The sequence below is a fragment of the Streptomyces sp. NBC_01439 genome, from assembly GCF_036227605.1.
GTDB lineage: Bacteria > Actinomycetota > Actinomycetes > Streptomycetales > Streptomycetaceae > Streptomyces.
In genome coordinates this window covers 7,015,158-7,035,580 of sequence record NZ_CP109487.1, presented here as the reverse complement: position 1 = coordinate 7,035,580, position 20,423 = coordinate 7,015,158, and the positions used below count along the sequence as shown (strand labels likewise).

Sequence of the window (20,423 nt, the reverse complement as noted above, 5' to 3'; positions counted from 1 at the left end):
CGTGTCACCTGGTCCCCCGGAGCCGCCGCCGCGATCCCCCGCGCCGGCCCGTGTGAACGTTCACGAAGGAGTCGCCGTGCGACCGACCGAGGACCCGACGGAACTCGGCCAGTTGCTGCGCGGCGGCCCCTTCCACCTCGCCCTGCGCGCCGCCCTCGCCGCGCGCGGTCTGCCCCTGCACCGGGTGCAGCACCGGCTCGCGACCCAGGGCATCAAGGTCGGCGTCACCAGCCTCAGTTACTGGCAGCAGGGCGCGCGGCGGCCCCGTCACCCGGAGTCGCTGCGGGCGGTCACCGCCCTGGAGCGGATCCTGGAACTGCCCGACGGCGCCCTCCTGCGCCTGCTGGCCGCCCAGGATCCCGGGCCGGGGTCCGCGCGTCCGCCCACCCGCTCGTACCGGGCCCTGTTCAGCTTGGGCGGGACGGTGGAGCAGCTGCTGGACGGGATGGACCTCCCGCCGGACGGCGGGCTGCACTCGATCGGGCACCACGAGCGGGTCCGCATCGGGCCGGCGGGGGAGCTACGGGTCCGCGAGTCGCAGCAGATCGTCCGGGCGCACCGCGACGGCGTCGACCGCTACCTGGCCGTCCACCACGGCGACCCCGGCTGTGACGTGTCCCGGATGCGCGTGACGGCGTACGAGAACTGCCGCACGGGCCGGGTGCGGTGCCACCCCGAGTCCGGGGTGGTGGTCGCCGAGCTGCTCTTCGACGCGCGGCTGCGGCGCGGGGACACCCATGTCTTCGGCTACGGGATCGAGGACGGCACCGGAGCCCGCAGCGGCGAGTACGTGCGCGGGTTCAGCTACGCCGGCGGTCAGTACATGCTCCAGGTCAGCTTCGACGAGGCGGCCCTGCCGGTGCGCTGCCGACGCTTCGCCCGGGGCGGGCCCCGGGCTCCGCGCACCGGCCTCGTGGACCTGACGCCCAGCGGCCGGCACCGGGCGGTCCACCTGGTGGAGCAGTCGGTGCGGCGCGGGATCCTCGGGATCGCCTGGGACTGGGACTGAGGCTCGGTCGCGGGTGCGGGCGCCGGTCAGCCCGCGACGAGCTTGCCGTTCTCGGCCCGGACCGGGACGGCGGGCAGCGGGGCGGCGGCCGGACCGCGCAGGACCTGGCCGGTCTTCACGTCGAATCGGCTGCCGTGGCAGGGGCAGTTCCCCTCGCCCTCGACGATCTTGTCCAGGACGCAGCCGGCGTGCGTGCACTGGGCGCTGAAGGCCTTGTACTGGCCCTCCGCCGAGCAACTGACGATCAGCTTGTTCTCCCTGTAGAGCTTCGCGCCGCCCACCGGGACGTCGGCCGCGGCGCCCAGGTCCACCGGCGCGGTGGGCGTGGCGGGGGTGTTGCCGCCGCTGTTGGTTTCGGTGGAGCAGGCCGCGAGGGTCGCTCCGGCGCCCGCGGCCCCGGCGAGCGCGGCGGCGCCCTTGAGGACGGTACGGCGGGCGGGCGACTGCGGCGCGGGCATGCGGTTCTCCTGGGGTGCGGGCGCGGGGGGCGGGGTGCCGGGCGGGGCGCGGGCCGGAACCCGGCCGGGGCACCGGCCCACCCGACGATACCTCCGTCCCATGAGGTAGCTTCCCCCGCGTGATCGTCGTCGGCGGAGAAGCCCTCATCGACCTGGTGCCCGTTGCACGGCCGCCCGGGGCGCTGCTGCCCCGGCCGGGCGGCGGACCGTACAACACCGCGCTCGCGCTCGGGCGGCTCGGCGCCGAGGTGGCCTTCTGCTCCCGGGTCTCTTCGGACGGCTTCGGGGAGGGCCTGCTGGCCGGGCTGCGGGCCGCGGGGGTGGACCTGTCGCTGGTCCAGCGCGGGCCGGAGCCGACCACGCTCGCCGTGCCCTCGCTGGCCCCGGACGGCTCGGCCTCGTACGGCTTCTACGTCGAGGGCACGGCGGACCGGCTCTTCGCGCTGCCGCCGGCCCTCCCGGACGGGGTGCGGGCCCTCGCGCTCGGCACCTGCTCGCTGGTCCTGGAACCGGGCGCGAGCGCGTACGAGGCCTTGCTGCGCCGGGAGTCGCGGCGCGGGGTGCTGACCCTGCTGGACCCGAACATCCGGCCGGCGCTGATCGCGGACCCGGCCGCGTACCGCGCGCGCTTCCTGGAGCGGCTGCTGCCGCACACGAGCGTCCTCAAGCTGTCGGAGGAGGACGCGGCCTGGTTGGGCGGCCGGGTCGAGGACTGGCTGGCGGCCGGACCGTCGGCAGTGGTGCTGACCCGGGGCGCGGCGGGCCTGACGGCCTGGACGCGGGAGGGCGGGGAGTACTCGGCCGTGGCCCGCCCGGTGCCGGTGGTGGACACGATCGGAGCGGGCGACACCGTCAACGCCGCCCTGCTGCACCGGCTCGCCGCCCTGCCGGGCGGCCCGGTGGACTGGCCGGAGGTGCTGGCCCACGCCGCCCACGCGGCGGCCCTGACCTGCACGCGGGCGGGCGCGGAGCCGCCGTACGCGGCGGAGCTGCGCTGACGGGTCGGTGCGGCCCTATCCGCTCCATGCTGCCCGGTTCTGCCCGGTTCTGACTGGTTCTGCTCGGGTCTCTTCGGCTCGGATCTCCTCGGCTCAGCTCACCTCAGCGCAGCCCAGACGGTGCGGGCCACGGCCGGGGCGAACTCCTCGACGGGCTGGACCACGTGGGCGCCGGACCGGAACCTACCGCCGCGCGATCGGCGCCAACGTGCCCGGCGGCCGATCCATTCCGCGCGCGGACGTCGCGGACGCCCTCCTCGCCGTCCTGACGGACCCGGCCTGCGCCGGTCGCGCGGTGGGCGTCGCCACCTGAGCCGGGCGAACGAAGGAGGGCCCGGCCATGGGCCGGACCCTCCCCCGCACGCGAACTCGAACGCGAACTCGAACGCGGCTCGGCTGCTACGCCTTGCGCGCCCGGGCCGTCGTCTTCTTGGCCGGAGCCGTCTTCTTCGCGGCGACGGCCTTGGTGGCCGCAGCCTTCTTCACCGGGGCCTTCTTCACCGGGGCCTTCTTGGCCACCGGCCGCGCCACGGGCGCCCCGTCCGACACCCGGTCCGCGCCCAGGATGTCCCGCAGGAACTTGCCCGTGTGGCTGGCACCCACCGAGGCCACCGCCTCCGGCGTGCCTTCGGCCACCACCAGACCGCCGCCGTAGCCGCCTTCCGGTCCCATGTCGATGACCCAGTCCGCGGTCTTGATGACGTCCAGGTTGTGCTCGATGACGATCACCGAGTTCCCCTTGTCCACCAGCCCCGACAGCACCTTGATCAGCTTCGAGATGTCCTCGAAGTGCAGACCCGTGGTCGGCTCGTCCAGCACGTAGACCGTCCGGCCCGTCGACCGCTTCTGCAGCTCGGAGGCCAGCTTCACGCGCTGTGCCTCACCGCCCGACAGGGTCGGGGCGGACTGGCCGAGGCGGACGTAGCCCAGCCCGACCTCGTTGAGCGTCTTGAGGTGACGCGCGATCGTCGGCACCGCCTCGAAGAAGCCCAGCGCCTCCTCGATCGGCATGTTCAGGACTTCCGCGATGGACTTGCCCTTGTAGTGGACCTCCAGCGTCTCGCGGTTGTAGCGGTCGCCGTGGCAGACCTCGCACGGGACGTAGACGTCCGGCAGGAAGTTCATCTCGATCTTGATCGTGCCGTCACCGGAGCAGTTCTCGCACCGGCCGCCCTTCACGTTGAAGGAGAAGCGGCCCGGCAGGTAGCCGCGCACCTTCGCCTCCATCGTCTCCGCGAACAGCTTGCGGACGTGGTCGAAGACACCGGTGTACGTGGCCGGGTTGGACCGCGGGGTGCGGCCGATCGGCGACTGATCGACGTGCACGACCTTGTCGACGAGGTCGTCGCCGTCGACCCGCGTGTGCCGGCCCGGCACCGAGCGGGCGCCGTTCAGCTCGCGCGCCAGGTGCGTGTAGAGGATGTCGTTGACCAGCGTCGACTTGCCCGAGCCCGAAACACCGGTGACGGCCGTCAGCACACCCAGCGGGAAGGACACGTCGATGTCCCGCAGGTTGTTCTCCTTGGCGCCGTGGACGGTCAGCTTGCGCTCACCGTTCACGGGCCGGCGCACCTCCGGGATCGCGATGGCCCTCTTGCCCGACAGGTACTGCCCGGTCATCGACTCGGTGTTCTTCAGCAGCTCCTTGAGCGAACCGCTGTGCACCACCTTGCCGCCGTGCTCGCCCGCGCCCGGACCGATGTCCACGACCCAGTCGGCCACCTTGATGGTGTCCTCGTCGTGCTCGACCACGATGAGCGTGTTGCCCATGTCCCGCAGCCGCACCAGGGTCTCGATCAGCCGGTGGTTGTCCCGCTGGTGCAGACCGATGGACGGCTCGTCCAGCACGTAGAGCACGCCGACCAGACCGGAGCCGATCTGGGTGGCGAGCCGGATGCGCTGTGCCTCGCCGCCCGACAGCGTACCGGCCGCCCGGTTGAGCGAGAGGTAGTCAAGACCGACGTCCACGAGGAACCGGAGCCGCTCGTTGACCTCCTTGAGGACCCGCTCGGCGATCTTCTTGTCGCGGGCGTCGAGGCGCATCCGTCCCAGGAAGTCCGCGCACTCGCTGATCGACATGGCGGCGACCTCGGCGATGGACTTCTCCATCACCGTCACGGCGAGCACGATCGGCTTGAGGCGGGTGCCCTCACAGGTCGGGCAGGGCACCTCGCGCATGTAGCCCTCGAAGCGCTCGCGGCTGGCGTCGCTCTCCGACTCCGCGTGCCGCCGCTTGACGAACGGCACGGCGCCCTCGAAGGCCGTCGTGTACGCCCGCTCCCGCCCGTACCGGTTGCGGTAGCGGACCTCGATCTGCGTCTTGTGTCCGTACAACAGCGCCTTCTTCGCGCGGGCCGGCAGCCCCGCCCACGCGATGTCGGTGCGGAAGCCCAGCTCCTGGGCGAGCGCGCCGATCAGCCGCTGGAAGTAGTCCTTGGTGTGGCCGAGCGACCACGGCGAGACCGCGCCCTCGTCCAGGGACTTGTCCTCGTCCGGAACGATCAGCTCCGGGTCCACCTCCATGCGCGTACCGATACCCGTGCACTCGGGACAGGCGCCGAAGGGCGAGTTGAAGGAGAAGGAGCGCGGCTCCAGCTCCTCGAAGGACAGGTCGTCGTAGGGGCAGTAGAGGTGCTCGGAATACATCCGCTCACGCTCGGGGTCGTCCTCGGCGAGGTCGACGAAGTCCAGGATCACCATGCCGCCGGAGAGACCGAGGGCGGTCTCCACGGAGTCGGTGAGCCGGCGCTTGGCGCTCTCCTTGACGGTGAGGCGGTCGATGACCACCTCGATGGTGTGCTTCTCCTGCTTCTTCAGCGTGGGCGGCTCGGAGAGCTGGATGGTCTCCCCGTCCACCCGCGCCCGGCTGTAGCCCTTGGTCTGGAGGTCGGAGAAGAGGTCGACGAACTCGCCCTTGCGCTCGCGCACCAGCGGCGAGAGCACCTGGAATCGGCTGCCTTCGGGGAGCGCGAGCACCTTGTCGACGATCGCCTGCGGCGACTGGCGCGAAATGGGACGGCGACACTCGGGGCAGTGCGGCTTGCCGATGCGGGCGAAGAGGAGGCGGAGGTAGTCGTAGACCTCGGTGATGGTGCCCACGGTCGAGCGCGGGTTGCGCGAGGTCGACTTCTGGTCGATCGAGACGGCCGGGGAGAGGCCCTCGATGAAGTCGACGTCGGGCTTGTCCATCTGCCCGAGGAACTGGCGGGCGTACGACGAGAGCGACTCGACGTAGCGGCGCTGCCCCTCGGCGAAGATCGTGTCGAAGGCCAGGGAGGACTTGCCCGACCCGGAGAGTCCGGTGAAGACGATGAGTGAGTCGCGGGGCAGATCGAGCGAGACGTTCTTCAGGTTGTGCTCGCGAGCGCCACGAACGATGAGACGGTCGGTCACGCCGGTCCGCACCTTTCTTGAGAGAGCGGGGGCACGGGCCCCCGACTATCCAGGGTATGGGGGCTGGGGGGCGCCTCTGCGATGGACTGGGTCCTTGGACTTCCGAGCGTATAGCACGCACATTCGATTTACGGCACTCCGCAGACCGCTTCACCCAATCGTGTGGCGGTGCCCGGTGAACCACTAGGCTCGCCGCCATGACTGATCATGTGCGCGACCTGCGATCTGTACGTGAAGCCACGGACCGGCTGCTGACCGCTGTCGCGAAACTGGACAACGCGGCCCTCGCCGAGGAGTCACACCTTCCGGGCTGGACCCGCGGCCACATCCTGGCCCACCTCGCACGCAACGCCGACGCGCTCGTCAACGTCTTCGAGGGACGCCCGATGTACGAGAGCGCCACCGCCCGCGACGCGGACATCGAGCGCGACGCCGGCCGGCCCCTCGAAGAACACCTGACGGACCTCCGTGATTCCGCGGCCCGCTTCATGGCCACCACCGAGCACGACCAGGACTGGTCCCGCACGGTCGAGCTGCGCAACGGCGTCACCGACCTCGCCGCCAACGTGCCCTTCCGCCGCTGGGTCGAGGTCGATCTGCACCACGTCGACCTGAACGTCGGCTACGAGCTCTCCCACCTCCCGGACGAGTTCACCGACCGCGAGATCGCCTTCCTCAGCGACCGCTGGTCGGGCCGTCCGGACGTGCCGCCGGTGACCCTGCGGGCCCGGCCCGACAGGGTCTGGCGGACCGGCGGCACGGAGGGCACCCCGGTCGTCCTGGAAGGCCCCGAGGACGAACTGCTCGGCTGGCTGGCGGGGCGCGGCCTGCGGGGCGCACACCTCGCGGTCATCGCCGGCGACGGCCTGCCCGAGCTCCCCCCGCTCTAGGATCAAGACATGACGTACACCGGAGAGGTCAAGGTCGGCGGTCCCGCCGACGTGCACGAACTTGCGGACCTGATGATTTCCAAGGTCGCGGTGGGCCCGATGAACAACAACGCCTATCTGCTGCGCTGCCGCGCCACCGACGAGCAGCTGCTCATCGACGCGGCCGCCGAGCCGGAGACCCTGCTCAGGCTGATCGGCGACGACGGCATCACGTCGGTGGTCACCACCCACCGGCACGGCGACCACTGGGGCGCCCTCGCGGACGTCGTCGAGGCGACCGGCGCGCGCACCTACGCGGGTGCCCACGACGCCGAGGGCATCCCGGTGGCGACCGACGTGCTCGTGGCCGACGGGGACACCGTCACGGTCGGACGGGTCAGCCTGACCGCCCGCCACCTGGTCGGTCACACCCCCGGCTCGATCGCCCTGATCTACGACGACCCGCACGGGCACCCGCACGTCTTCACCGGGGACTGCCTCTTCCCGGGCGGCCCTGGCCGGACTACACAGCCCGAGGAGTTCAACAGTCTCATGGACGGCTTGGAGGCCAAGGTCTTCGGCGTCCTGCCGGATGAGACCTGGGTCTACCCGGGCCACGGCAACGACACCACCCTTGGCGCCGAGCGCCCCCACCTCGCGGAGTGGCGCGCACGAGGCTGGTGACCCTAGCAACGACGACCGCCCCCGCTCGACATGAGCGGGGGCGGGGCGGGGGCGGCCGTCGGCGGTGAGGTCAGACCGAAGCGGCCTCGACTCCCCTCATACGTGAGTAGCGGCGAATGGTGGACGGGGAGTCGTCGAACTGCGGGCAGTCGCAGGGGTTCGTGTCGAAGAACCACATGCCGCGGTACGGCTGCTCACCGCAGCATCCGCCGGGACGGCCGCGAGACCATCCATGAGTGCCGGCCTGGTGGCCACACGCGCAGCGCCCCGTGATGGCCTCCCGGGGAACCAGGTAGTACGGGAGATCGCCGTCATACGGCACCCACATCGTGACGGGCCACGGTTCATCATCGGCTGATGCGGCGGCCTCGATGGCGGCAACTGCCTGTTCCACCTGCTTCACGGGGTCACCGAGCGGCGACAGGTCGAACCATTCGCCCCTCACCCGATGCTCCGCGAACCGGGCATGCAACGCCGATTCCAGGGCGCGACTGCCCTCACGGTGCCAGAGCAGCGACAGAGCGACGGGGAGACCCGTCTGTAGGCCGGCCATTCGTTGAACGGGGTTGCCGGCGGTGTATCCGATCTTGACCAGCTGTGACCCGTCCATGGCGATGACGTAGACGCTCGTCGCCGTCGCGGAAGATGCGGCGGTCATGAGATCGGCATCTTCGTGCCGGGGGCGTAGACGTCCTCCCAGTGGGCCAAGGGGCCGTCCTCATCGTGGAACGTCACCTTCGTGACGAGCACCGAGACCGCGACGTGCGAGGGGACGTCGATGTCCATAGCGTCGAGCTCGTCCTGTGACGCCTGCCGGGATTCGGCCGTGCGCTGCCCCTTGAGGACGTCCCGGCCGGTGCGCTCCATGTAGAGGTCGCCGAAGAAGTCCCCCATGGGGACCTCGTCGGTCAGCTCGGGCACCGCGGCCGTGGTGCGAGGCGGGTACACGGAGACGCCGACAGACGTGGGACGGCCGTCCTGCCGGAACGTGCGGATACGGATGATGACCTCCTCGCCCGGGTCCATGTCGAGGGCCTGGCACACCTCCAGGTCATGGACCGACCGGCGCATCACGCGGTGCCCGGTGGAGTCCTCGCCCCGGGCGTACCGCAGCCCGTTAAGGGTCATCCGGTCGACGCGGTCGGCTCCGGTGATGACCAGCGGCGACTTAGCCACAACCGTCCCGAGCGAGCCGCGTGAAGCCACCAGGCCCTCACTCTTGAGTACGCCCAGGGCGCGGCTCACGGTCTTCGCCGCGACGTCGAACTCGGCCCGGATCTCCGCGACGGAGGGCAACGGGTCACCGGGGGCGAGGTTCCCGGTCTTGATGAGCTTCCGGAAGTGGTCGGCCACGTCGGCGTACCCCTTCCCCGGTGTCTTGTATGCCACGACTTCTCCAGTTTCGTCGGGTTGAGCGGTACCACTTGAAGGTACATCAGCACATGCGGAAGGTACAACACTTGCCAATCCGAGTACCTTCATGTACCTTAATGGTGTCGCCAAGGTACACACCAGTACCTAAAGCTTCGATCGGCATACCTACAGCCCGGACGGCGCCCACGCCTCGCGTGGATCACGTCGAAAGAGAGCGCCCGGCAGGACTTGAGAACTCCATATGCGTGCAGCCCAGCCCAACACCACGGCCCTACCGGTCGTGGCACCACTCGTCGTGAGGCGCGTGGACGTGAGGGACGTAGGGAGGAAGGCGTGCACGAGAAACGGCATCGGCGACAAGCCGGCCCCCGAACCGCCTGGCGGTGATGGGGCGAACATCGCGCACCACCTTTGATTCGACGGTTCCGAGCCGTCGACGTCCGGCATCCCCCGCTCACCGCGGCGGGTGCCGGTCGTCGGCCCCTCGGCCACCCGGGCCCCGGACGCCGCTACCAACGGCCCCGGGGCCTTCGCACGCACCAGGCACAGAGCAACCGCACAACACGGAGGCCCACATGTTCCGTACCGCTCTCCAGCTCGCCCGCATCGCCACCGCCGCCGTCACCGGCACCGTCGCAGGTGTCGTGTCCGGCACCGTGACCGCCCTCACCGGCGGCACCGACGACCGCGACCGCCTCGCCCCGGACCCGGCCGACGTCTTCAACCCGGACGAGGTCCCCACCGACGAGGAGATCAGCGCCTCCTGCGCCTCCTACGCGAAGTCGGCCGACCAGGCCCGCGCCGCGGAGCGCAACAAGAGGGCCGCGAAGAAGCTGATCGGGAGGCTCCCGGCCGGCCTGTACGGCGGGCGGTGGCTGGTCGAGCGGGTCGTGTCGACCCGGCAGAGCCCCGACATCGACTCGATCCGGGCCACGTACAAGCGGCTCGGCCTCGGGCCGGTGCCGATGAAGGAGGTCGCCGCCAGCCTCCGCGTGACGGACATCGCCCCGGTGGAGATCCCGGCCCCCGCCGAGATGACGGCGCCGATGTTCACCGACGCCGACATGGATGTGGCGGCGTGACGGCCGCCCGGCCCGCCCTCGGCGGGAACGACGACGGGGAGCAGGGCCCGGTGCTGGTGATCCGGGTTTCCAAGGACGGCGGCGCCACGTACGGGCCGCCGGTCACGGTCAACCCCGACCGCGACGTGGTCCCGCAGATCGAATCCCGGTGGCCGCCGTGCCGGTGCCCCCAGCACTGCCCGGCCCCGTCGGCCCCCTGACCCTCCCAAGCCCCCCCCCCGCCCACCGCTTCACCGCACCACGGAGGACCCCATGATGACCACCGTCACCTACGCCTACGCCCAGGTCGGGGCCGGCCGCACCCGCCACCAGGTCCGCACCGACGCCTTCCACGCCAACAGCCTCTGCGGCCGCCCGGCCGACCGCGTCCTGAGCGACCGCGACGCCGAGAAGCTCCGCGACTGCACCCGGTGCGTCAAGGCCCGCGAGGCCGCCGACGCCCAGGCCGCCGAGATCGTCGAGGCGCCGGCCGCCCCGGCCGCCGAGACCGACCGCCCCGCCACCATCACCACCCGCGTCGTCGAGGGCGTCGTGGTCTCCCACAACGGCACCGCCCGGGGGAGCCTGCCCAAGCACACCGACAACCCGGACGTGCACGCCGCCCTCGCCGCCCTTAAGGGCCTGCACCTGGCCGTCCTGACCGATGAAGGCCATGAGGAGGCCACTGACTACGGGTACATGGTCGAGCCGCGCGGCGATGGCCGCGTGGCGGTCTACTGGGTCCGCGCCTGTGACATCGTCGAGGCCGACGGCCGGCCCTTCCGCGTGGAACTCCAGATCGCCCGGGACCGCCTCGCCGACGCCGGGTGGCTGGTGGAGGCCATGTCCCGGAACTGCGTCTTCGCCTGGACGCCGGGCAGCGTCGAGACCGCCCCTGCCGAGCCCGCCGGCCGCCCGGCGGCCGTGGAGGCCCCGGCCGAGACGGAGCAGCCCGCCGCCCCCGCGCCCGCGCCCGCCATGAACGCCGTTCAGGCCCGCGCCGCCGTCATCGAGGCATTCCCGGACGCCCGGAGGTTCGAAATCCACCGTGGCACCGGCGGGGAGCTGCTCGGCTACACGTTTCAGGTCGACCGCCTGCACGCCACACAGTACGGATGGGTGACCCCGGCGGCCACATGCGCCAGGACCCTGGAGCGCCAGCGCTCCGAGGCACGGGCCATGCTTCCCGCACAGGTCGCCGACGACCGGCGCACCACGGACCGCGCGGCCGCCCGTGCGGCCGTGGCCACGCTCCCCCTGGACCAGGCCAAGCGGACCGCCCTCCGAAGCCACCCGAACGCGCAGGAGTTCCGCGCCTGCAAGACCCCGGCCGGCGAATTCCTCGGCTGGACCTTCAAGGCGGGCAGCAGGTTCCGGGCCGTATTCGGATGGGTGAACGCGGACGGGACGCTCGGCCAGGCCACCGAGTCCTACCGCGGGACGATCGAAGACATGCTCGTGAAGTACGCCGAGCTCAACGCCCGCCCGGCCCTGCCCAAGCGGACCCGCGATCCGCAGCGCGACGCGGAATTGACCCTTCTCCGCGGACTCCTGGGGGAGGTCCGCACCGCCGCCCGCCACGGCGACATGGACGACATCCGCCGCGCCCTGGCCGACTTCGACCAGGACATCGACCACATCACCGGCTGACCCTCCAGAGCCTTATTTCACAACAAGGACGGCCCGTCCGGCGGTGCTACCAACACCGTGAGCCCGGACGGGCCGTCCCTCGCACTCAGCACAGACCCCCTCAGTGAGCATCACCTGACCGAGAGGACCGCACCAGCGTGAGCGACCGTACCAGCGCCGCCAGAGCGCCCCGCACCTACCCCGCCGACCCGATGATGGACGAGATGTTGCGCAGGGCCCGCGCCGCCGACGCCGCCCGCGCCGCCGCCCGCACGGTGCCCGCCTCCTCCGACCTGGACATGGACGAGGCGTGGCGCCAGGTCCGGGCGGGCCGGTGACGGCCGCCACGGTGTACGGCACCGGCACCTCCTCCGGCCTCCTGGCCGCGCTCCTCCCCGGCCCGGCGCTGCTGCCGGTCGCCGAGGCGGGCGGGCTGACGGCCGAGTGGTTCCGCGACCTCGGCACCCCGGGAGCCCCGGCGGTCGTCTCGGTCTGGTCCGCCGGCCTGGACGCCGAGTTGGACGGGCCCGGCCTGGACGTCCTCCTTGACCGCCTCGACGCGTTCGGCGCGGGCCTCCGCCGCCTGCGCGCCCTGCTCCGCCCCTGACCACCCCGCCCCGGCCCCGCCCGATCCGGCGGCGGCCGGGGCGTTGCCTCGCCCCCAGTCACCAGCCCCGCCCGCGCGGCGGGGCGTCCTCGAGAACGGGAACCCGACACATGGACGCGAACAGCAGCCAGCAGGAGATCGAGGCCGCGCTCATCCGCGCCGCCGAGGAACTCGCCGCCGCCTCGCAGCGCCTCGCCGAGACGATCGCCACCCCGTCCCCGAGCGGATCGCAGCAGTGAGCGCCCGTACCGCGCTCCACACCGCCACCGCCCGAGTCGAGGACGGGCTCACCTCCGTACTGACCTCCCCGGTGTCCCCGGCCGTCGCGGCCGTCGTCGCCGTGGGCTGCCTGGTCACCGGGCGGCACCTCGACGGGGCGGCCGCGCTGATGACCGCGGCCGGCCTGACCGGCACGTGGGCCAGTGAATGGCTCGGCCGCCGCCAGGACGCCCAGGACGCCGCGCAGGACGTCGCCCCGGCCGTCCGTCCGGTCCCTCCGCCCCCGGCCCTCACGGGGCCGCTGACTGGGCCTGACGGGGAGCCGGTGAGTATCCCGCAGCAACGGAACCGGGCCGCCGACCCGACGGCCTCGGACCCCTGGTGACGACCCCTCACCCGGCCTCGACCGCCCCGGCCCATGCGAACCCCGTGTTCCGGGCGGTCGTGAGGCGGGCCGGCCGCCTGTGCAGCGCCCTCGGGTGCTGGGAACTCGCCACGGTCCTGACCCCGGCGGACCCGACGGTGCGCCTGGTCGACGCCGTCCACCTCCCGACGGACGCCCTGACGGCCGTCTGCGCCCCGCACGCCGCCGACGCAGCCAGGGCTGGGCGCCGTATCCGCGAGGAGGCCGCCGCGGCCGCCCTCGCCTCCGCACAACTCGCCCTGTTCACCACCTGACCCCAGGAGACCCCGCATGATCTTCCCCCGCTTCAAGCTCTACCCCGGCCCCATCGACGTCGACGTTTTCGGCTGGGAGTTGGAGGGCGACAGGGAGGACGGCACGCCCGTTCGCGACTGTCACGAGGTCTTCCACCCGACCGACTTCGACGCCGACGTGGAGGCCGCCATGGACTGGGCGGAGCAGGTCATCGGCACCCGCCAGGACTGGCGCCACGTCCGCGAACGCGGCTTCGACCGATGGGAAGCCGGTACCCGCTGACCCGCACCCCTGCTCCACCGGCCCCGCCGCCACCCGCCAGACCGGCGGCCCGAGGGCGGGGCCGGCCTGCTCCACCAGCCGCACCACACCGACCCGACCGAGGGGGAACCTCACGTGATCCGCATCATCACCAGCAGCACGTACGCCGCCCTACTCTCCGACCGCGACGAACTCGCCCGGACCCGCACCGCCCTGGACACCGCCCGCCGGGCCACGGACGAGGCGGACGCCCTCGCCGAGGACCGCCGCAAGACGAACCTGATGCTCGCCCGTGAGTTGCGCGACCTCCAGCGGGACACCGCCGGGGAGCGCCTCGACGTCGAGGTCCGGGTGCAGCGGCTGACCGGCGAGCGGGACACCGCCCGCAAGGAGGCGGGCGCACTCGACGAGGTCCGCCAGGACGTGGCCCGCCTCCGGGCGTTCGCCGCAGACCCCGCCAACGGCAACGCCGTACGCGGCGCGGTCTCGTACGCGGTCCTGCAGGACTTGATCCGCCGGGCCCGCCAGGAACGGACGGAGGCCGGCCAGGACGGCGGCCTGCCCCGCCCGCTCGACCTCGTCGCCCTGGTCCTCGGGTACGACGACGACGGCCAGGACGACGAGGACGCCGCCGCCCCGGTCCGGGAGGAGGCAGCCACGGCCGGCACCCAGGTCTGCGCCGCCTGCTCCACCCGCCGCCCCCTCGCCGACTTCGACCGCGGCGCGATCTGCCTCGGCTGCCCGGCGATCACCGCCAGCCGCTGACCCCACCGACCCGCTACAACCGACCGACCGCCCGCCGCGGTCGGACCCCTCGTCCTCAAAGGAGGCCCCTTTGATGAATGCTCAGACTCCGCAGCGAAAGCAACTGTCCAGCCTGCAAATCACCGCGCTCCGCGTGATCGGCGTCGCCGTCGTCCTGGTCGGTGCCGGCGGCGCGTACGGCACCTTCCACAACATGGCCGCCGTGTTCGGGAACGACGCCGCGTGGGGCATCGTCGCCGCCTCCGAGGGCGCCACCCTCATGGCCGCGATGATCGCCGTCGGCCTGACCGTGTTGGAACAGCCCGTTCACTGGCTGGTCCGGTTCGCCATGATCGGCGTTCCCGTCGCGGCGGCCTCATCGGCCTTCTTCGTGGCGCCCACCCGGTCCGCCGCCGTCGCGTTCGCCGTGACGCAGCTCGCCATGGTGGTGGCCGCCGAGGGCGGCGCGCTCCTGGCACGTAGCGCGGTGACCCACGTCACCGGCATCGACCCGACCGCACTGAAGCGCAACGCCGACATTGCGCAGCGACTGAACTACCACTTCGCCGCCTCGGAGCAGCACCCGAGCCGCATCCGTCGGTGGCTGTCGCTGCGTGAGGCGTGGCGCCTCGCCCGGCACGCCGGGGCCGGGGACAACGCCCTCGCTGAGGGTCTCGTCGTCGAGCAGCGGGCCCGGATCGTGCAGGGCGCCGGCGCCGCGCTCGGCGCCATGTTCGGGCACGCCGGGTCAGCCGTGGCGGCGCTGCCCGCCCCGGCCGCCACACCCGCGCTCACGGCAGGTGTGGCGGATGGGAGCGCCGTAGGTGTGGCGTTTGGTCGCGACCAGCACGAACGCGGCGTCGGCCGCACCGTGGCGGATGGAGCCTCCGCCCCGTCCGCCGCACCCGCCGAACCGCCCGCCGCGACCATGGCGGACGAGGTCGACCACGGCGCCGACGACGTCCAGGAGCCGCCCGCCGCACCCGTGGCGGATGGAGCCGAGGACGTCGACGGCGACCAGGACCAGGAGCCGGAGCAAGAGCCGTCGGACGAGGAACCGGCCGACACTGACCGGCCCCGTCCGCCGCTCCGGCAGCCCGCCGCCGACGACGACGAGCTGTACCGGGCCGGGTTCGAGCTGTACCGCCGCCTCGGCCCGCCCCGCACGCAGAACCGCTTCGTGGAAGCGATGCGCGCGGACGGCCACAAGGGCGCCGACAAGCGACTGATCGCCCTCTACAAGCGGATCCAGCACGAGGTCAACGAACTGAGCGTCGAGGCCATCACCGGTGGCGCCGAGGCACAGCCCGGGTCCTGAGCACACAGCACGGCCCGCCCCCGGGGCACGGGGGCGGGCCGCCTGGTGAACGTACCGCTTTCTGGCGCTCGCCCTGCCGGCCCCGGCCTCTCCGCCGGGTTCGGCTGCGTGACCACCAGCACCACCCCCTCCAGCACAGCACCTGAGGAGAGATCCCCCGTGGATGAGCGTGAGTACATCGATCAGCGGTTCGCCCACCTGACCTCGGGCGTCGGGTGGGAGCAGCCCGCCCCCACCCCCTACGGGCCGCCCGCCAAAGTCCCCATGAGCGGCCAGGCCAAAGCCGTGATCGCCATGGCCGGGCTGGTCATCGTCGGTAGTAGCGCCGTCGGTGTCGCCGCGTTCAGCGCCTCTTCCGGCGAGGCCGAGGTACGGGCCCAGGAAATCGCCCTCCAGGCCCAGCAGCTGGAGGTGGAGAGGGCCAAGGCCACCGTCCCGGACGCGAAAGCGGAGGAGCGGCGCATGGCCGGTTTCCAGGCCTGCATCGAAAAGGCCGGGATGAATTCCGATGTCTGCGCGGAGGCATTCCCGCCGCCCGCCGGCGTCGCGTTCTCCGGCTCCCTGGGCGCGGTCAACGCGGCCTCCGCTTCGGACGGCAGCCAGGGCGGCGGGATCGGCGTCAGCGGCGGGCTCATCGTCGCCGGTCTCGCCGTCACGGGGGTCGTCTTCATGGTCCGCAAGAACAACAAGGCCGGTAACGCCGAGTAACTTACTTACTTACTTCCCCCTACCGAAAAGGCCTGCTCGCGACCCCCACGGGGCGACGAGCAGGCCTTTTCGGCGGGAAGTTAGGAAGTCAGGAAGTTACATACAGTGAGGAGAAGTCGTTGACGACGCCACCCGCCCCGCCTCCCCCGCCCACCCAGCCGCCCACCGGGCCGGCCGCGGCACCGACACCCACCCCGCCCTCCACCCCCGCGCCGACACCCCCGGCCGGAGGCGGGATCCTCGCTCCGGTTGCGCTCGCCCGCCCCACCCGGGACGCCTCCGGAGGCTCCGCCGCCTATACCTCGCAGGAGGAGAACGACAGCGCGGACGGAAAAGCCGGAAAGGCCGGGAAGAACAACGGCAACCCCGGCATGTGGAAGGGACTCGCCGCCTTTATCGCGAACCGCCCGCAGCAGAAGGTTTCGGTTCAGCACACGATCAGCGAAATCCGCGGGTCGTCCACCGATCGCAAAATCAATCACGGCATCACGGAGAAGAAGGGCGCCACCTCCGACACCAAATCGGCGCGCACGGCGACCACCACGAACGCCAGCAAGAGCGACAAGTCCGCGAAGACCGCTGACACCCGCGACGCGAAGACGGCCGATACCCGGGACGCGAAGACCTCGGCGACCACCGCCAAGGCCGACAAGAACACCCGGGACGCGAAGACCGCTGACACCCGCGACTCGAAGACGGCCGACACCAGGAGCGCGGCGGACAAGAGCAGCCGCGACGCCAAGACGGCCACGGACCGCAAGGACCACGACGTCCGCCAGCAGGCAGGCAAGACCTCCTCGGACACACAGGACCGCACGGCCCGGGACGACAAGACCAGCCGCAAGACGGACGACGCGAGGCAGCAGCCGGAGGGCAAGCCCGCTGCCCCGGGGGCGGCCACTGTGCCCGCCCCGGCCAAGGCTGGGGACAAGACGTCCAAGGCTGGGGACAAGACGGCCGGCGCTGGGGACAAGGCCGACGGCAAGGCCGAGGACAAGACGTCGTCGGCGAAGCCGGATCCGGCCGCCACGAAGCCCGGAGCCCCGGCGGCCGGCCCGGCCGCTCCCGCCCCGGCCGGCAAGGAGTCCAAGGCCAAGCCGAGGAAGGGGCCGTACACCGCGCAGCCCGCCCGCGAGGACGGGTTCAAGGCGGGGGCCCAGCAGGCCGCCGACGAGGCGGACAAGGCCGCGTGGCGGGACGGCTACGAGGACGGCCAGCAGGCCATCCGCGACAAGGCCGCCCGCGACAAGCAGCTGATGGACGCCACCCGCGACCGCACCCGAGGAGTCCCGCCCGTGCCCGCCAAGCCCACCGCACCGCCTGCTCCGCCCGTCCCGCCCGCGCCGGCGGCACCGCCCGCACCCGGGCCGACGCCACCGGCCGCGCTGGGGGCGAGGGTGTCCGGCGACACGGTGCAGCTCTCCAACGGCGCCACCCTCACCCGCGGCGAGGTCCGCAGCCTCCGCGGCTTCACCCGCTACCTGGCCGGCAAGCAGGCCGAGAGCCACCAGATCGCCGACGAGTGCAAGGAGGCCAAGGAGGTTTCCGCGGACCGCGTCAACGAGATCCAGGAACTGATCGAGCGGTGCCAGGACCCGAAGACCAAGGGCGGCAAGCTCCTGATCGGCGCGCTCCAGCGGCTCCACGAGGCCACCGTGCAGCAGGCACGCGAGGCCGACCTCATGCACGGCAGCGCGCAGCGCGGGATCGAGGCGCTGCGCACCCTCAGCCACAACGCCGAGGCACGGCACGGCGGCGTGTACCGGGCTGTCGTGGACAGCCCGGAGACCAGCCCCGCCGAACGCGCCTTCTACGCACGCTAGGAGACCCCCTCATGGCAGAGACCACGTACCGCGAGCTGCGCGCCCGGGTGCAGCAGCTGGCCCGCTCGGTGGCCAGCGACGGCGAGACGATCCGGCAGATCGGCCAGCGCGCCGACCGGAACGCGCAGGACGTCGCCCGGGTCGCCGACAGCCTCGCCGCCCTGGAGGTCGACACCCTCACGACGGGTGAGGCCAAGGACGTGGCGCGGATCATGCGCGGCCTGTCCACGGCCGCCATCGCCACCGCGTCCGCCTCGGACAACGTGCTCGGCGCGGCCCGCGCCGCCGACGCCCAGGCCCAGCAGTCCCACGAAGGCATCGATGAGCAGGTCAACGCCATGCCCGTCCGCATGGCCCGCGCCGTCTTCTACACCGAGGAGTAACCACTCATGTCTGAGATCACCGTGACCCGCCGCCCCGACATCGCCGACCAGGTCCCCGCGCTGGTCTCGGTGATCGCACCGCCCGCCCTCGGAGCCCTCGCCCCGCTCCTGGAACCCGGCCTCGCCGCCTTCACCGCCGCCGCCACGGTGTGCGGGTCGGCGGCGTTCGCAGCGCACTACGTGGGCCGCCTCCCCGCCGGCGTCGTCAACGCCACCGGCATCCCCGACGTCCTGACGGCCCAGCGGGCGACCCTGCTCGGGTCCAGCCTCCTGACGTCCATGGCCGTCGTGCCCGGGGCGTTCCTCGGCCCCGCGTACGTCGACGCGCTCATGGTCGGGTTCCTCGACCCGGCCACCGTGTCCGGCATCGTCTCCGTCGCCTGGTGGTCGGTGTGGGGCGGCCTCACCTACAAGCTGCGCCCCGCCCTCGCCGCCCGTAAGGTCCGCGTCCCCGCCCCCGAGCCGGGCGCTGGCCTGGTCAACCTGCCCGGCCCGGGTGGCCTGTACCGGATTTGGGCCGACCACATCTCGGGCGAGGGCGGTGCGCACCCCGGGCAGCACCTCGTGGGCGTGACCGATGCCGGGGAACTGTGGGAGGGCATCATCGAGGCCCCCCAGGGCAAGGCCGTGAACGTGAGCGCCGAGGCGGTCGGCTCTGCCTACCGGGTCCCTGCCGCGTGCGTCACCTTCGCCCCCGGCGCCCACCCCGGTGAGCAGTACGTGACCGTCCGCCGGACCCCGCCGGCGGAACTCGACCCGACCACCATGGAAGGGATGTGGGCCCGGCTGGTCCGGCCGAAGGTGATGCCGGGTACCCACCTCAAGGACGCCCAGGTCGACCCCGCGACCGGCGGGTGGGTCGCGTGGGTCGTCGCCGACGATGACACGCCCTCCCTCCCCGTCCCTGACCGCAAGCAGCTGGTCGGCGCCCTCCGCAGCAGCATGACCCTCGTCGACTACCAGCCCCACGCCTCCGACCCCCGCCGGGGCAAGATCCGCATCATGGACCGGAACCCGTTGGAGGACGGGGTGCCGTTCCCCGGCCCGCAGGCACTGGAACCGTCCGCGGGCGGATACATCGCCATCGGCCGCGGCATCTCCGGCCGGGTCGCCCGCCTCCAGCTGTTCGACCCCAGGTTGGGCGCGCAGCACGTGTTCATTGCCGGGGTCACCGGCTCCGGCAAGGGCGGCGTCGTCCAGATCGTCGCGCTCGCCGCGCACCTCGCGGGGATGGCGATCATCTACGGCGACCCCAAGGGCTCCAGCAACCCCGACATCGAGAAGATGGCCGCCTACTCGGCGACCGGCGATGACGCGATCAAGACGCTGCGCCTGGCCTACGCCATCCTCCAGCACCGGATCGCGGAGTCGGCGCGCCTGGGCCGCAAGAACTTCAAGGCGACCAACGACTGCCCGTGGGTCATGACGATCATCGACGAGACCCACATGATCACCGACGTGGCCACCGAGACCGGGAAGGAGGCGGTGTTCATCCTGGACAAGCTCGCCTCACTGGGCCGCAACCTGGGCATGACGCTGCTCATCGTCAACCAGGCCGTCAACGCCGCCAAGCTCGGCGGAGACACCGCGATCCGCACGAACGTCATCCAGGGCGGCGCCATGGTCATGCTGCGCACCGACAGCGCACAGTCCAACCTCGTGACCGTGGAGGGCTTCGAGGGCATCGACCCCGGCGCCATCCCGGCCGCCTGGTCCGCCGAGGACGAACCCCTCGTGTGGTCGGACCACATCCCGCTGAACGACCCCAAGAGGACGTACGGCCTCGGCTACGTCGGCTCGCCCGGCGAGCCCGTCCAGATGATGCGCAGCTGGATCCTGGAGTCGGCCGCCCCCTACATCCGCCACGACGCCATCATCTGGCCGGCGGACTGGCCCGGCTGGGACGACCGGCACGACATCGCCGAGGTGCCCGCCACCGGGGACGCCGACAACTCCCCCAGCAGCAGCGGCGGCGGCTGGAGCGGCGGGTACTCGCCCCCGGCCGGCGGCGGGTTCACCAAGGCCCAGGCCGACCCCGGCGCGGACGTCGCCGTCCTGGCCTGCCTGGACGAAGCGGTCGGCCTGGAGGTCACCAAGGACGACCTCCGCGCCTTCACCGGCCTGAACGAGAACACGCTGTCCAACACGCTGACGACGCTGGTGAAGGCGGGTTCTATCGAGCGCGTCAGGAACGGCGTCTACCGCAAGAACTCGTAAGGGGGAGCAG

The 20,423-nt window shown here is 72.2% G+C and carries 23 protein-coding genes; 19 read left to right on the top strand and 4 right to left on the bottom strand.

Translation table 11 applies throughout. The annotated features are described in order from the left end of the window. Nucleotides 1–76 precede the first annotated feature (76 nt). A complete protein-coding gene (locus tag OG207_RS32005; protein ID WP_329103283.1) occupies nucleotides 77–1,009 on the top strand; it encodes a hypothetical protein in 933 nt (310 codons plus the stop codon). Between the two features lie 26 nt (nucleotides 1,010–1,035). On the opposite strand, the gene OG207_RS32000 is transcribed toward OG207_RS32005, so the two are convergent. Then, nucleotides 1,036–1,467, bottom strand: coding sequence for a Rieske (2Fe-2S) protein (locus OG207_RS32000; RefSeq protein ID WP_329103281.1), 432 nt, complete (start codon nucleotides 1,465–1,467; stop codon nucleotides 1,036–1,038). A 119-nt stretch (nucleotides 1,468–1,586) separates the two neighbouring features. On the opposite strand from OG207_RS32000, the gene OG207_RS31995 reads away from it, so the two are divergent. Beyond that, nucleotides 1,587–2,465, top strand: coding sequence for a carbohydrate kinase family protein (locus tag OG207_RS31995; RefSeq protein WP_329103278.1), 879 nt, complete (start codon nucleotides 1,587–1,589; stop codon nucleotides 2,463–2,465). Between the two features lie 399 nt (nucleotides 2,466–2,864). Here the strand turns inward: OG207_RS31995 and uvrA are convergent, their stop codons facing one another. Continuing rightward, nucleotides 2,865–5,858 (bottom strand): excinuclease ABC subunit UvrA, encoded by a 2,994-nt coding sequence (gene uvrA / locus OG207_RS31990; RefSeq protein ID WP_329103276.1) that lies wholly within the window; start codon nucleotides 5,856–5,858, stop codon nucleotides 2,865–2,867. A gap of 197 nt (nucleotides 5,859–6,055) precedes the next feature. Here uvrA and OG207_RS31985 point away from each other — a divergent pair, with 197 nt between their 5' ends. Next, complete coding sequence (locus OG207_RS31985; RefSeq protein WP_329103274.1) at nucleotides 6,056–6,748, top strand: maleylpyruvate isomerase family mycothiol-dependent enzyme; 693 nt, start codon at nucleotides 6,056–6,058, stop codon at nucleotides 6,746–6,748. Between the two features lie 9 nt (nucleotides 6,749–6,757). Continuing rightward, nucleotides 6,758–7,411 carry an MBL fold metallo-hydrolase gene (locus OG207_RS31980; RefSeq protein WP_329103271.1) on the top strand — a complete coding sequence of 218 codons (654 nt, stop codon included), beginning with the start codon at nucleotides 6,758–6,760 and terminating at the stop codon, nucleotides 7,409–7,411. 70 nt (nucleotides 7,412–7,481) lie between these two features. On the opposite strand, the gene OG207_RS31975 is transcribed toward OG207_RS31980, so the two are convergent. Together OG207_RS31975 and OG207_RS31970 are read right to left on the bottom strand one after the other, a co-directional pair. Continuing rightward, complete coding sequence (locus OG207_RS31975) at nucleotides 7,482–8,069, bottom strand: GIY-YIG nuclease family protein (RefSeq protein ID WP_329103269.1); 588 nt, start codon at nucleotides 8,067–8,069, stop codon at nucleotides 7,482–7,484. Next, nucleotides 8,066–8,800, bottom strand: coding sequence for a GntR family transcriptional regulator (locus OG207_RS31970; protein ID WP_329103267.1), 735 nt, complete (start codon nucleotides 8,798–8,800; stop codon nucleotides 8,066–8,068). Before OG207_RS31970 ends, OG207_RS31975 begins: the two co-directional genes overlap by 4 nt. Nucleotides 8,801–9,360: 560 nt before the next feature. Here OG207_RS31970 and OG207_RS31965 point away from each other — a divergent pair. The 15 genes from OG207_RS31965 to OG207_RS31895 all read left to right on the top strand — a co-directional run bounded on the left by OG207_RS31965 (nucleotide 9,361) and on the right by OG207_RS31895 (nucleotide 20,413). Beyond that, nucleotides 9,361–9,867 (top strand): hypothetical protein, encoded by a 507-nt coding sequence (locus tag OG207_RS31965; RefSeq protein WP_329103265.1) that lies wholly within the window; start codon nucleotides 9,361–9,363, stop codon nucleotides 9,865–9,867. Continuing rightward, on the top strand, nucleotides 9,864–10,067 hold the full coding sequence (locus OG207_RS31960; RefSeq protein WP_329103264.1) for a hypothetical protein: 204 nt from the start codon (nucleotides 9,864–9,866) through the stop codon (nucleotides 10,065–10,067). The genes OG207_RS31965 and OG207_RS31960 overlap by 4 nt, the downstream gene beginning before the upstream one ends. Before the next feature lie 52 nt (nucleotides 10,068–10,119). Continuing rightward, nucleotides 10,120–11,496, top strand: coding sequence for a hypothetical protein (locus OG207_RS31955; protein ID WP_329103262.1), 1,377 nt, complete (start codon nucleotides 10,120–10,122; stop codon nucleotides 11,494–11,496). A gap of 137 nt (nucleotides 11,497–11,633) precedes the next feature. Then, a complete protein-coding gene (locus tag OG207_RS31950) occupies nucleotides 11,634–11,813 on the top strand; it encodes a hypothetical protein (RefSeq protein ID WP_329103260.1) in 180 nt (59 codons plus the stop codon). After that, a complete protein-coding gene (locus OG207_RS31945; RefSeq protein WP_329103258.1) occupies nucleotides 11,786–12,082 on the top strand; it encodes a hypothetical protein in 297 nt (98 codons plus the stop codon). The genes OG207_RS31950 and OG207_RS31945 overlap by 28 nt, the downstream gene beginning before the upstream one ends. 110 nt (nucleotides 12,083–12,192) lie before the next feature. Continuing rightward, nucleotides 12,193–12,321 (top strand): hypothetical protein, encoded by a 129-nt coding sequence (locus OG207_RS31940; RefSeq protein WP_329103256.1) that lies wholly within the window; start codon nucleotides 12,193–12,195, stop codon nucleotides 12,319–12,321. Next, nucleotides 12,318–12,686 carry a hypothetical protein gene (locus tag OG207_RS31935; protein ID WP_329103253.1) on the top strand — a complete coding sequence of 123 codons (369 nt, stop codon included), beginning with the start codon at nucleotides 12,318–12,320 and terminating at the stop codon, nucleotides 12,684–12,686. The genes OG207_RS31940 and OG207_RS31935 overlap by 4 nt, the downstream gene beginning before the upstream one ends. Next, nucleotides 12,683–12,979: a hypothetical protein gene (locus OG207_RS31930; protein ID WP_329103251.1), complete on the top strand. Its 297-nt coding sequence runs from the start codon at nucleotides 12,683–12,685 to the stop codon at nucleotides 12,977–12,979. The genes OG207_RS31935 and OG207_RS31930 overlap by 4 nt, the downstream gene beginning before the upstream one ends. A 16-nt stretch (nucleotides 12,980–12,995) precedes the next feature. Next, nucleotides 12,996–13,241, top strand: coding sequence for a hypothetical protein (locus tag OG207_RS31925; RefSeq protein ID WP_329103249.1), 246 nt, complete (start codon nucleotides 12,996–12,998; stop codon nucleotides 13,239–13,241). Between the two features lie 114 nt (nucleotides 13,242–13,355). Then, a complete protein-coding gene (locus OG207_RS31920; RefSeq protein ID WP_329103247.1) occupies nucleotides 13,356–13,985 on the top strand; it encodes a hypothetical protein in 630 nt (209 codons plus the stop codon). Between the two features lie 73 nt (nucleotides 13,986–14,058). After that, entirely contained in the window at nucleotides 14,059–15,282 is a 1,224-nt protein-coding gene (locus OG207_RS31915) for a hypothetical protein (protein WP_329103245.1), read from the top strand. Nucleotides 15,283–15,441: 159 nt separating this feature from the next. Beyond that, a complete protein-coding gene (locus OG207_RS31910; RefSeq protein WP_329103244.1) occupies nucleotides 15,442–15,990 on the top strand; it encodes a hypothetical protein in 549 nt (182 codons plus the stop codon). A gap of 119 nt (nucleotides 15,991–16,109) precedes the next feature. After that, entirely contained in the window at nucleotides 16,110–17,813 is a 1,704-nt protein-coding gene (locus OG207_RS31905) for a hypothetical protein (protein WP_329103242.1), read from the top strand. An 11-nt stretch (nucleotides 17,814–17,824) separates the two neighbouring features. After that, nucleotides 17,825–18,196 (top strand): hypothetical protein, encoded by a 372-nt coding sequence (locus tag OG207_RS31900; RefSeq protein ID WP_329103240.1) that lies wholly within the window; start codon nucleotides 17,825–17,827, stop codon nucleotides 18,194–18,196. A gap of 6 nt (nucleotides 18,197–18,202) precedes the next feature. After that, nucleotides 18,203–20,413 (top strand): hypothetical protein, encoded by a 2,211-nt coding sequence (locus OG207_RS31895; protein WP_329103238.1) that lies wholly within the window; start codon nucleotides 18,203–18,205, stop codon nucleotides 20,411–20,413. Nucleotides 20,414–20,423 lie beyond the last annotated feature (10 nt).